Annotated in this window: 8 protein-coding genes; 4 read left to right on the top strand and 4 right to left on the bottom strand. The window is 69.3% G+C overall.

Annotation, left to right across the window (positions count from 1 at the left end; translation table 11 throughout):
* Nucleotides 1–146: 146 nt before the first annotated feature.
* Nucleotides 147–1,865 carry an alpha/beta hydrolase domain-containing protein gene (locus AC5Y46_RS14720; protein ID WP_499941596.1) on the bottom strand — a complete coding sequence of 573 codons (1,719 nt, stop codon included), beginning with the start codon at nt 1,863–1,865 and terminating at the stop codon, nt 147–149.
* A gap of 325 nt (nt 1,866–2,190) precedes the next feature.
* Nucleotides 2,191–2,445, bottom strand: coding sequence for a hypothetical protein (locus AC5Y46_RS14715; RefSeq protein ID WP_499941594.1), 255 nt, complete (start codon nt 2,443–2,445; stop codon nt 2,191–2,193).
* A 117-nt stretch (nt 2,446–2,562) separates the two neighbouring features.
* Between AC5Y46_RS14715 and AC5Y46_RS14710 the strand changes: the two genes are divergently transcribed.
* A complete protein-coding gene (locus AC5Y46_RS14710) occupies nt 2,563–3,027 on the top strand; it encodes a tRNA (cytidine(34)-2'-O)-methyltransferase (RefSeq protein WP_499941887.1) in 465 nt (154 codons plus the stop codon).
* Between the two features lie 7 nt (nt 3,028–3,034).
* On the opposite strand, the gene AC5Y46_RS14705 is transcribed toward AC5Y46_RS14710, so the two are convergent.
* Nucleotides 3,035–3,673: a nitroreductase family protein gene (locus AC5Y46_RS14705; RefSeq protein ID WP_499941593.1), complete on the bottom strand. Its 639-nt coding sequence runs from the start codon at nt 3,671–3,673 to the stop codon at nt 3,035–3,037.
* A 138-nt stretch (nt 3,674–3,811) separates the two neighbouring features.
* A complete protein-coding gene (locus AC5Y46_RS14700) occupies nt 3,812–7,093 on the bottom strand; it encodes an error-prone DNA polymerase (protein WP_499991948.1) in 3,282 nt (1,093 codons plus the stop codon).
* A gap of 239 nt (nt 7,094–7,332) precedes the next feature.
* Here AC5Y46_RS14700 and AC5Y46_RS14695 point away from each other — a divergent pair, with 239 nt between their 5' ends.
* The 3 genes from AC5Y46_RS14695 to AC5Y46_RS14685 all read left to right on the top strand — a co-directional run bounded on the left by AC5Y46_RS14695 (nt 7,333) and on the right by AC5Y46_RS14685 (nt 12,291).
* A complete protein-coding gene (locus tag AC5Y46_RS14695; protein WP_499941589.1) occupies nt 7,333–8,577 on the top strand; it encodes a wax ester/triacylglycerol synthase domain-containing protein in 1,245 nt (414 codons plus the stop codon).
* A 33-nt stretch (nt 8,578–8,610) separates the two neighbouring features.
* A complete protein-coding gene (gene otsB, locus AC5Y46_RS14690) occupies nt 8,611–9,747 on the top strand; it encodes a trehalose-phosphatase (RefSeq protein WP_499941588.1) in 1,137 nt (378 codons plus the stop codon).
* Nucleotides 9,748–9,852: 105 nt separating this feature from the next.
* Nucleotides 9,853–12,291 (top strand): PE family protein, encoded by a 2,439-nt coding sequence (locus AC5Y46_RS14685; RefSeq protein ID WP_499941586.1) that lies wholly within the window; start codon nt 9,853–9,855, stop codon nt 12,289–12,291.
* Nucleotides 12,292–12,307 lie beyond the last annotated feature (16 nt).

Below are 12,307 nucleotides of genomic sequence, written 5' to 3'. Positions count from 1 at the left end.
CGGCGTCGCGTGAAACGAGAGAGTCATCGAACTTCCTGCTGCTTATTCGCCGACAGATAGCCGCGAACGTGATGCGTGGCGATCCGACGAGTATGGCAGCCTGCAGCCGAGGTCTCCACAATCGTTACGCAGTAGTTAGCTGTCCATCAGCCGACGGGGTAACCGGACACCGCTTTCTTGACCACCGAGTCAACCTCCTCGGACAGCAAGAACCGTTGCACCACAAGGTCTTCCGCGGCGGCGCGGACTGCGGTGGCATAGTCGCCGCTGGTCGGGTAGCGCTCGGCGACCGACGGCCGTCCCGGCGCGAAGGCCAGCTTGCTGCCGATCCGCTCGTAGAGCACGTCGGGCAGCTCCTCGGTGTACCGGCGGGCATTCCAACCGGTGTAGACCGCGAGCGGCGCGGCGACGGCCGGCAGCCGGATCCCGGCCACCTCGTTGCCGTCCGCGTCGACCGCCGACACCAGGTCGACGTGGGACTGGCCGCGACGCGCCGACGGCAACCAGGCCGGCGAAGGGACGTTGGCGTACCCGAAGTGCGACAGCACGTCCTTGCGGGCGACGGCGGTGCCGTCGCTGGTCCGCGGCACGGCGCTGGCGGGAGGCTCGATGCCGTCGACGACCCAGTTCTCCAGTGCGACGAGCAGTGCCCGGGTGACCGGGGTGACGTCGAGCTGGTGCACCGGGTTGGCGGCGGGCAGCGCGTTCTTGATCTTGCTGCTGCCGAAGTGGTCGGTGCCGGCCAGCAGGTAGGTGCGGACGTCGGGGTCCTCGGGCAGGTCCTGGCCGGTGTGCGGGTCGACGTGGACCAGTGCGCCGTCGCCCTGCCAGTACTCGGTGGCGCTGTTGGTGAAGATGGTCTTCGGCACCCCGCCGAGTTGGCGCTGCACGGCGAGCAGGTCGGCGTTGCCGAATGGGTCGGCGGTGCCGCGCCCGCTGCCGCCGGGGGTCGACGGCTGCGCGTAACGCTGGTTGAACTGGCCGCGGGCGGCGCTGGCGAAGTCGCTGAAGATGCCGTCGAAGACCGGCAGTCCGGCCTCGTCGACGTTGAGGCCGTCGGAGACGAACTGGCGCAGCAGCCGGCCGGCCTGGGAGACGCCGTAGGCGAAGGTGTGCTCGATGCCGTCGGCGCGCAGGTGGGAGACGATATCCCGAATGGCCAGCAGACCGGTGCCGGCGACCGGAGCCAGCGCGGTCCGGTAGGTCAGCTCGTACCAGTGGAAGGGCTGGAAGCCGCCGTCCACGGCGACGTGGGTCTGGTCGGTGAAGCGCCAGGTGTCCCGGGGGACGACGGTCGGCTCGGCGTCGGGTGCGGTGCGCACGGTCAGCACGGCCTCGGGGTCGTCGACGTCGACGGTCGGGTAGTCGGTGAACTTGAACAGCACGTCGGCGCCGGGGATCGACTCGATCTCGGGTGCGGTGAAGCTCAGCACGTGGTCGTCTTTCGTAGTGTCCGAGCGCCATTCCAGGCGCATGAAGCCGGGCTCGACTTCGGCTTGGGGGGCGGTCAGGCCCAGGACGGCCGGCCCGCGCTGCACGTCCCACTGCCAGCCGCACGAGGCGATGGTCCAGCCGCGGTCGAGCAGGAAGCCGCCCTTCAACCAGGGGGCGTTGGTCGGCAGACCACGGTTGGGGACGACGAACAGCAACTTGCCGTTGCCGCCGTTCACCGGGCGGATCAGGCGCAGGTCGGCTTCGTAGCGGACCAGGCCGTCGGCGTCGCGGGGAGCCAGCTCGAGGTCGACGATGCGCTGGTTGGCCAGGTGGGTCGGGTCGACGGCGAAGGTGACGGTCGCTTCGACGTTCTCGTAGCGGCTGTCGGCGTGCGGGTAGGTGTTGGTCACTTGCACGGATTCGACGCTCATCTTCGGCTCCCCCGGGTTCGGCATTCCACTTGCTGGTACCGAGATTTCTGCAGGGGGCTTGAAGAGTTCTAAAAGACTTCTTGGAAACCTCTCAGGTGACCGAACCGGACGCGCGTTCAGCCGCTCGAGACGGCATCGTTCCGCCTCCGCGCACCAGGGTCGGCGGACCGGCTTTGTTCCTGATCGCTGCTGGTGGTGGCCCAGCTGCCGAAGGCGGTCATTCTGACCGCTCGTGCCTTATTACGTCCCGCGGTTGCCCGGCGCGCGCAGGAACGCGTCGCCGGGCTGCGGGCAGAACTGTCGCCGGTGTGACTGGTCGTCGCGATCAGTCGTCCTTGGAGTCCTTGTCATCGTCTTCGTCATCATCGTCATCGTCGTCATCGTCATCGTCGTCGTCGTCATCGTCTTCGTCATACTCATCGGCCTTGTCGGCGTACTTCGTCAGCAGGTCGACCAGATTGCGAGCCTCGTCGGGTGCTATCAGATCTTCGAACAGCGCCTCGTCTTCTTCGGAGATGCGAGCGATGTACACCTCGCCCTTTTTGGCACCTACGTCCCAACGCCCGCCCTCATGAGCCATTTGCCGCCCTTTCACCTAAGAACCCGATTGACAGGCGTTGTTTACCCAATTGGAGGGAATGCGGAAACGACAGGATTTTCGGCCGGGCCGCTCGCGGACTTTGCCATGATCGACCCCATGTTCCGGCTGCTGTTCTATTCGCCTCGTATTGCCCCGAATACGGGCAATGCCATCCGGACGGCGGCCGCGACAGGCTGCGAACTGCATCTGGTCGAGCCGCTGGGTTTCGACCTGTCCGAACCCAAACTGCGGCGCGCCGGGCTGGACTACCACGACCTGGCCTCGGTCACGGTCCACGCTTCGCTCGAGTGGGCGTGGGAGGCGTTGGCACCGGAGCGGGTGTTCGCCTTCACCGCGCAAGCGACGTCGCCGTTCGCCGGCGTCGACTACCGGCCCGGCGACGTGCTGATGTTCGGACCCGAACCCACCGGCCTGGACGCGGCGACCCTCGCCGATCCGCACATCACCCAGCAGGTGCGCATCCCGATGCTGGCCGGACGGCGTTCGCTGAACCTGTCGAACGCTGCGGCCGTCGCCGTCTACGAGGCGTGGCGCCAGCAGGGTTACCCCGGGGCGATCTAGGTTCGGGCTACCAGCTGTTCCAGTGCGTCAGGCTCTCGGCAGGAAGACGCTTGGCCGGCCGGAAGTCGGTGCCTTTGGTGTAGGCGATCGGGAACAAACCGCCCTGGCTGTATTGGTCGTAGGGGATGCCGAGAACGTCGGCCACCTCGCGTTCGCCGCCGTCGAACAGGTGCAGGGTGGTCCAGCACGAGCCCAGCCCGCGCGAACGCAACGCCAGGCAGAAGCTCCACACCGCCGGGAACAGTGACGCCCAGAACGACACCCCGCCCAGCTGCGACTTGGCTTCGCGGCCCTCGATGCACGGGATGAGCAGCACCGGCGCCTCGTGCATGTGCTCGGCGAGGTACCGCGCCGAATCGCGCACCCGCCCCATCCGCTCGCCGCGGGTGTCGTCGTATTCGGGGGCCGGGGAGCTGAGGTAGTCGCGGGCCCTGGCCAGGTAGACGTCGGCGATTGCCTTCTTCTTGTCCGGGTCCTCGACGAAAACCCATTGCCAGCCTTGCGAATTGGAACCGGTCGGGGCCTGCAACGCTAGTTCGAGGCATTGCATCAGCACCTCGGGCGGCACTGGTTTTTCGAAGTCGAGGCGTTTGCGGACCGAGCGGGTGGTGCTGAGGACTTCATCGACGGTCAGGTTCAAGGCCATGCTCTGGAGGCTACCTGCCGGCCGGACCCTACGCCGAACGTGTTGTGGCTGCGAAAAATTCGGCGATTTTTCGCAGTGGTTACACGTTCGGCGCGGAGAGTGGTCCGCGCCGTGCCCGCTCACTGACCCGCGAGCGCATCAACGGAAGTCGCGGGACTTCGAGGCCACCGCCAGCGTGATGCGACCCATCCGCTCGGCGACCACGGTGATTGCGCCGCTGGCGTTTTGGACCTGGCCGCGGATCACCAACGCCGGTGCCGTCTGCGCCAGTTTGCGGTGCCGGGCCCACACTCCCGGCGTGCACAACACGTTGACCATGCCGGTCTCGTCTTCGAGGTTGACGAACGTCACCCCCTGAGCGGTCCCGGGGCGCTGCCGGTGGGTCACCGCACCGGCGATCAGCACCCGGTCACCGTCGGGCACCAATCCCAACTCCACCGCCGGCACCACCCCCATTGCGTCCAGGTCGGCCCGCAGGAACTGCGTCGGATAACTGTCCGGGGAGACCCCGGTGGCCCACACGTCGGCGGCGGCCAGTTCCAGCTCGCTCATCCCGGGCAGCGCCGGAACGTGCGACGACGACCCCACCCCCGGCAGCCGGTCCGGCCGTTGGGTGGCCGCAGCACCGGCCGCCCACAGCGCCTCGCGCCGGGACATCCCGAAGCAACCCAGCGCCCCCGCCGTCGCCAACGCCTCGGTCTGCGGCACGCTCAACTGCAACCGGGACGTCAGGTCCAGCAGAGAGGCGAACGGGCCGTTGGTCTTTCGCTCCTCGGCCAGCTTTTCGGCCAGTTCGTCACCGATATGGCGGACCGCCCCCAGCCCGAGACGCACTTCCATGCCCGCGTTCTCCAGCGTGGCGAATGCCAGGCTGGCGTTGACACACGGGCCGTGCACCAGCACCCCGTGCCGTCGCGCATCAGCCACCAGCGACTGCGGCGAGTAGAAACCCATCGGCTGGGCACGCAGCAACGCCGCGCAGAACGCCGCCGGGTGATGCAGCTTGAACCAGGACGAGTAGAACACCAGCGACGCAAACGACAGCGCGTGGCTTTCCGGGAAGCCGAAGTTGGCGAACGCCTCCAGTTTCTCGTAGATCCGGTCGATCAGCTCGTCGTCGGCGCCGTGCAGGGTGCGCATGCCGTCGTAGAACCGGCCGCGGAGCCGGCGCATGCGTTCGGTGGAGCGCTTGGACCCCATGGCGCGCCGCAACTGGTCGGCCTCGGCGGCGGTGAAGCCGGCGCAGTCGACCGCCAGCTGCATCAGTTGTTCTTGAAAGAGCGGCACTCCCAGCGTCTTTCGTAATGCCGACTCCATGGACGGATGGTCGTAGACCACCGGCTCGATGCCGTTGCGGCGCTTGATGTACGGATGCACCGAATTGCCCTGGATGGGACCGGGACGGATCAGCGCCACCTCCACCACCAGGTCGTAGAAGATCCGGGGCCGCAGCCGCGGCAGCGTGGCCATCTGTGCCCGAGACTCCACCTGGAACACCCCCGCCGAATCGGCCCGCGACAACATCTCGTAGACCGCCGGCTCGGAGAGGTCGAGCCGGGCGAAGTCCACCTCGATGCCTTTGTGCTCGGCCACCAGATCCCGCGCATAGTGCAGCGCCGACAGCATGCCCAGCCCCAGCAGGTCGAACTTGACCAAACCTATTGCCGCACAGTCGTCTTTGTCCCACTGCAGGACACTTCGGTTTTCCATGCGCGCCCACTCCACCGGGCACACGTCGGCGATCGGACGGTCACAGATCACCATGCCACCGGAATGAATGCCCATGTGCCGAGGCAGGTTCCGGATCTGGTTGGCCAGGTCGACCACTCCTTCCGGGATGCCTTCGATGTCGACGGGCTGCCCGGACCAATGGCTGATCTGCTTACTCCACGCGTCCTGTTGGCCCTGCGAGAAACCCAGGGCGCGGGCCATGTCGCGCACCGCGCTGCGCGGCCGGTAGGTGATGACATTGGCGACCTGGGCGGCATAGTCCCGGCCGTACTTGTCGTAGACGTACTGGATGACTTTCTCGCGCTGGTCGGACTCGATGTCGATGTCGATGTCGGGGGGGCCGTCGCGGGCGGGCGACAGAAAGCGTTCGAACAACAAGTCGTTGGCTATCGGGTCGACGGCGGTCACTCCGAGGGCGTAGCACACCGCGGAATTGGCCGCCGATCCCCTGCCCTGGCACAGGATGTCGTTGCGCCGGCAGAACCGGGTGATGTCGTCGACCACCAGGAAGTAGCCCGGGAACCGCAGCTGGGCAATGACTTTGAGTTCGTGCTCGATCTGGTCGTAGGCTTTCGCCGCCCGCCCGGCCGGCCCGTAGCGGTCGGTCGCGCCCACCATGGTCAACGCACGCAACCAGCTGTCCTCGGTGTGCCCGTCGGGGACGTCGAACGGCGGCAGCTGCGGTGCGATCAGCGCGAGGCCGAACGCACACTGCTCGCCGAGTTCGGCGGCCGCGGTCACCGCCTCGGGGCACTGCGCGAAAAGCCGCGCCATCTCCTCACCCGAGCGCAGATGCGAACCACCGAGCGGAGCCAGCCAGCCGGCGGCCGCGTCCAGAGACTGCCGGGCCCGGATCGCACCCATGGCCATGGCCAATCGCCGACGGGATGGATGGGCGAAGTGCGCCCCGGTGGTGGCGACGACGCCGACGCCGAAATGCGGCGCCAGTCCGGCCAGCATCGCGTTGCGTTCGTCGTCGAGCGGTTGACCGTGATGGGTCAGCTCGATGCTGACCCGGCCGGCGCCGAACCGATCCACCAGATCGGCCAGCGCCCGCCGCGCCGATTCCGGGCCACCTTCGGAAAGCGCCTGTCGCACATGCCCTTTGCGGCAGCCGGTCAGAATATGCCAGTGCCCGCCGGCCGCCTCGGTCAGTGCGTCGAAATCGTAGCGCAGTTTGCCTTTCTCACCACCGGCCAGATGCGCGACGGCAAGTTGCCGGGACAACCGCCGGTACCCTTCGGGTCCCCGTGCCAGCACCAACAGATGCGGGCCGGCCGGGTCCGGTCGCTCGGTGCGCGCCACCGACGACAGCGACAGCTCGGCGCCGAATACCGTGCGCACACCGAGTTCACCCGCGGCTTCGGCGAACCGCACCGCCCCGTACAGCCCGTCGTGGTCGGTCAGCGCCAGCGCGCGCAGGTCCAGCCGGGCGGCCTCCTCGGCCAGTTCCTCCGGGGTGCTGGCCCCGTCCAGAAAGCTGTATGCAGAATGCGCATGCAACTCGGCGTACGCCACGGAGGAACGGTGTCGTTGTCCGTGTGTTTTTGCTGAATACGCTTCCCGTTTGAGCGACAGCGGACCATCTTCGGGAGGACCGAACGGAGCGGGCATCCCGGCATGACGCGGCTTGCTATCGAGAACCCGCTCCATTTCGGCCCAACTCGGCGGGCCGTTGTGCCACCCCATGACGCCAGTGTATCGAACGTCTGTTCGATGTGCGAACGCGCACCCACCGGTCTGTGTTCGTCATCGGAACAGCTTCGGAACGCTATTGAAACAATTTGCGGCCAATAGCCTCAGCGGCACATCGTCGCAGTTAAACGCATCTTCAACTGGACAACACACTCTTAACCTGACCGTTCTGTCGATGCGCATGACCCACCCGGATACTGGTACAACTTGAACAAACACGGTGGGGACTGGGCATGGCAGGAACGACGACTTCGGAGGCGGGGTCCTTCAGGACTCCAGAACGCGACCGACACGCAGGCATGGCAACCGGTGCGGTTGCCGTCATCGCCGGATCCAAACCCGGCCACGAGTTGATCAGGAATTTGCTGGCCGAACGGATCCAGCTGGGCTTCGACGGGCCCGGGCAGGTCCACCGGGTAGCCCTGCCGCAGCCCGGTGACGACGCAGCACTGTTCCGGGCCATCGCCCACGCGCTCGAGCGTCCCCTCGACGTGAACGGACCGCGCTGGGAGTGCTGGGTCATCGAACGCCTCGAGGGCAATCGATGGGCGATCTTGATGAAGGTCGACCACAGCATCGCCCACGCCATCCCGCCGGCCCACCTGCTGGCGCGGCTCTGTGACGAGGCTGACAGCGAAGCATTCGCCGATACCGTTGCCGGACAACGGGATTCGGACCCTGGCGCCGATAGGCCAAGCTGGGTGCACACCCTGATGCAGACCCCACTGGACATCGCGAAAGCCGCCGTCAGCGCCGCGGCCACGGTGATGACGTGGCCCGAACCGGCCGGCCCGGTGAACACCCTTCGGCATTACCGCGCGGTGCGGGTTCCTCGCGCCGCCGTGGACCGGATGGCCCGCAAGTTCGGGGTGAGCGCCGACGAGGTCGCGGTCGCGGCCATCACCGAGGGCTTTCGCGGCGTGCTGGTCCAGCACGGCCACCAGCCCCGCTCGGACTCGGTGCGCACGGTCGGTGCAGTCTTGCCCTTCCTGCCGGTCGACCACGAGGACCCGTTGCGGCAACTGCGGGCAGTGCGCCCGGAACCGAACCGGGCCAGCCAGCCGTTCCCCTCGCCATTCAAGTTGTGCGCCAAGGCTGTTCAGTCCTTGATACGGCCGCCCGGACAACACACCGTCACGCTGGCCATCCATGCCTTCGGACCGCGGGAACGGCTGCGGTTGATGGGCCGACAACTGGAGCGATTGTTGCCGATCCCGCCGACCGCACCCGAGTTCAGCACCAGGATCTCGGTGATCGGCTACGCCGACGAGCTGGTGTTCGGTCTCATCGCCGACTACCACACCGCAGCCGACCTCGCGCGGCTTGCCGGCGGGATCGAACTGGGCATGGCGCGGCTGCTTGCGCTCGGTCAGGACTCGGTGCTGCCTTTCGACCGTCGGCGCAAGCGTCCGGGCCGGGTGCCGGCGCGCCGGGTGCCGCGGCCCTCGGCGGTGCCGGTGCGAGCGCGCCGCCGCTGACCCCTCGGCGGTCCACCGTGAGAAGGTGGGTGCATGTCGGTCACCATCGACCCGCGACGCATCGATGCCGTCTTGTTCGACGCCACACTGCCCGGCACCGACACCGTGTCGGACCGTCTGCACGACATCCACGTGCGCACCGGCGTCTTCACATCCAATGGTGACGCCGCGATCGAAGCCGCCCAACGGTTGGGGGTGCGCTCGGGCCGTTGTGCCGTCGTCGCAGCGGGCGAGTCCGGCGTCACGGCCGCCCGCGCCGCCGGTTTCGCGCTGGTGATCGCCGTCGGCGCCGCGTCCGACGATGCAGACGCGGTCATCTCCGGCGTCGACGAGATCGACGCGCGCACCGGCGACCGGCGGATGTCGGAGTTGCCGGATGCATTGCAGTCCGTCAGCCTGGCCGACGACTTCTCGGTCCGGCGGCCCGCGGTGTTCTTCGACTTCGACGGGACCCTCTCGGACATCGTCAACGATCCCGACGCGGCCCGGCCGGCGCCCGGTACGACAGAGGCGCTGCGGGAACTGGCGACGCGGTGCCCGGTCGCGGTGCTCAGCGGGCGCGACCTGACCGACGTCGTCGAGCGAGTGGGTCTGCCCGGAATCTGGTACGCCGGCAGCCATGGATTCGAACTGACCGCACCCGACGGCACTCATCATCAGAACGAAGACGCCGCGGCGGCCATCCCGGTGCTCGAAGAAGCCGCGGGGCAGCTGCGCGAGCGACTCGGCTCCATCGATGGTGTCGTGGTGGAACACAAGCGTTTTGGCGTGGCAGTGCACTATCGCAACGCGGCCCGCGACCGGGTCGGGGAGGTGGCTGCGGCGGTGCGCACGGCCGGCCGGCGCGACGCGTTGCGGGTGACGACCGGGCGCGAAGTCATCGAGCTGCGTCCGGATCTCGACTGGGACAAGGGCAAGACACTGCGATGGGTGATCGAGCACTTGACCGACGGCGGGTCGGTACCGCTGGTGCCGATCTATCTCGGCGATGACATCACCGACGAGGACGCCTTCGATGCGGTGCACCACGATGGGATCCCAATTGTGGTGCGGCACAACGACGACGGCGACAGGGCCACCGCCGCGCTGTTCGCGCTGGACAGTCCGGTCCACGTCGCCGACTTCACCGCCCGGCTGGCCCGTGAATTAGCTGACGCTGACGTGAATTAACGCTTGCCGCTTCACAATCCGGCACAACGCAACCAATCGCGCAAAATTGTGCCCACCCCTGCGCGATCGGCGTAAGCTGCGCGGCAGTCTATCGGGAGGACTGTCATGTCGTTTGTGCTCGCGAATCCGGAATACATCACCTCGACGGCAACGGACTTGGCCGCCATCAGAGCGGCGATCAGCGCCGCGGGTGCCGCGGCATCGATCCCGACAACACAACTGCAGGCCGCCGCCGCCGACGAGATATCCACTGCCCTGTCAGTGATATTCGGCGCGCACGGTCAGGCGTATCAAGCGCTCAGCACGCAGGCGACAGCGTTTCACCAACGGTTCGTCCAAGCGTTGGCCAATGCCGGCAGCGCTTATGGCGCGGCGGAAACGGCCAGTGCCGAGCAACTTCTGCTCAACGCGATCAATGCGCCCACCCAGACACTGCTGGGGCGCCCGTTGATCGGCAACGGTGCAGACGGGACCGCCGCCGCCCCGAACGGCGGAGCCGGCGGGTTGTTGTACGGCAACGGCGGCAACGGTTTCTCGCAGACGTCGGCCGGCAGCCCCGGTGGGGCCGGGGGTGCCGCCGGACTGATCGGCAACGGCGGACTCGGCGGCAGTGGTGGCGCCGGAGCGGCCGGCGGTGCCGGCGGCTCCGGCGGCTGGCTCTACGGCGATGGCGGACGGGGCGGCGCCGGCGGTGCGGCCACCGCGCTGGGAGCGGCGGGCGGGGCCGGCGGGGCGGGCGGCAACGCATGGCTGCTGGGTACGGGTGGGGCCGGCGGTGCAGGGGCGAATGGCGCCAACGGCAATGCGGGTACCGCAGGTGGGGCAGGTGGGGCAGGCGGTGCCGGCGGCGATGCCGGACTGCTCTGGGGTGGCGCCGGTGCCGGCGGTAACGGCGCCGACGGCGGCAGCGGCCAGAATTCCGCGGCCACTTCAGCTGGCGGGGCCGGCGGCGCCGGTGGTCACGCGGGTCTGTTCGGTGCCGGAGGGGGCGGAGGGACCGGCGGAGACGGCGGTACTAACAACGTTGCTCTGACAAACGCCTCCGGCGGCGCCGGCGGCGCGGGCGGGGCCGGCGGCGGCGGAGGCTACCTCACCGGTAACGGCGGCGCGGGCGGGGCCGGCGGGGCCGGCGGTGACAACTCAGCCGGATCGCCCCCGAGCGGCATGACCAGCGGCGCGGGCGGAGTCGGCGGAGTCGGCGGCGCAGCCGGGTTGCTGTACGGCGACGGTGGCACCGGAGGCGCGGGCGGAGGCGGTGGAACGAATAAGGGTGGTGGGGCTACCGGCGGCCTCGGCGGGTTCGGCGGCTCCGGCGGGGCCGGGGCACGCATGTTCGGCAGTGGCGGCGCCGGTGGCGCCGGTGGGCATGGTGGGCAGAACACCTCGGCCGGGATGGGCGGTACCGGTGCCGGCGGCGGCGTCGGGGGTAGCGCCGGCATGTTCGGCAACGGCGGCCACGGGGGGGCCGGCGGGGGCGGCGGGGACCAGACCGGCGGCCAGGGTTCCGGAGCGGCTGCCGGGAGCGGCGGCGCCGGTGGCACCGGGGGGTGGCTGTACGGCAACGGCGGAGACGGTGGTGGCGGCGGCGCCGGCGGGTCCAACAAAGCCGGCGGCACCAACTCCGCCGGAGGGGTGGCCGGTCACGGTGGTGCCGGCGGCAGCGCCGGGCTGATCGGCGCCGGCGGCCACGGCGGCGACGGCGGTGCCGGTGGCGGCACCGTCGGTAGGGAAAGCGGGGCGGTCGGAGGCGCCGGTGGCAACGGTGGCGTCGGCGGGAACGGCGGATTGCTGTTCGGCGACGCCGGGGCCGGCGGCAGCGGCGGCACCGGCGGCAGCAACACCCAGACTTCCAGCGGCAGCGCGCACAATGGCGTCGCCGGCGGCGCCGGCGGCCGGGGCGGGGACGGCGGAAACGGCGGCACCGCCGGGTTGTTCGGCAACGGTGGCGACGCCGGCGGCGGCGGCACCGGCGGAAACGGCGGCGTCGCCCAGATCGGGACCGACGGCACCGCCACCGTTCTGGGGGGCACCGGAGGCACCGGGGGCGGCGGAGGTAACGGCGGCAACGGCGGCAGCGGCGGCCACGGCGGACAGCTGACCGGCAACGGCGGCAACGCCGGCGCCGGCGGTGACGCCGGCAACGGCGGCAAGGGTGGCCGAGGCGGTAGCACGTCCGGTGCCGGCGGCGGCATCGGCGGCAATGGCGGGGACGGTGGCAGCGGCGGCAGCGGCGGTACTGGCGCCAAGGGTGGGCTGCTATTCGGCAACGCCGGTGCCGGGGGCGGCGGCGGAACCGGAGGCGACGGCGGCAACGCCGGCCTCGGTGTGGCTCCCTCCGGCAACGGCAGCATCGGCAACGGGGGCAACGGCGGGCCGGGCGGAGCCGGCGGGAACGCCCAGATCATCGGAAACGGCGGCGACGGCGGCGGGGGCGGTGACGGCGGAACTGGCGCCGCACCTGGAGCCGGCGGGGCCGGCGCCCTCGGTGGCGCCGGAGGATCCTGGTTCGGAACACCGGGCGCCAACGGCGCCGACGGAGCATAGCCCGCACCCAAGTTTG

The sequence above is a fragment of the Mycobacterium sp. NGS59 genome (assembly GCF_059812345.1).
Note: the sequence above shows the minus strand (reverse complement) of the source record. Positions and strands in the feature narration are given on the sequence as shown.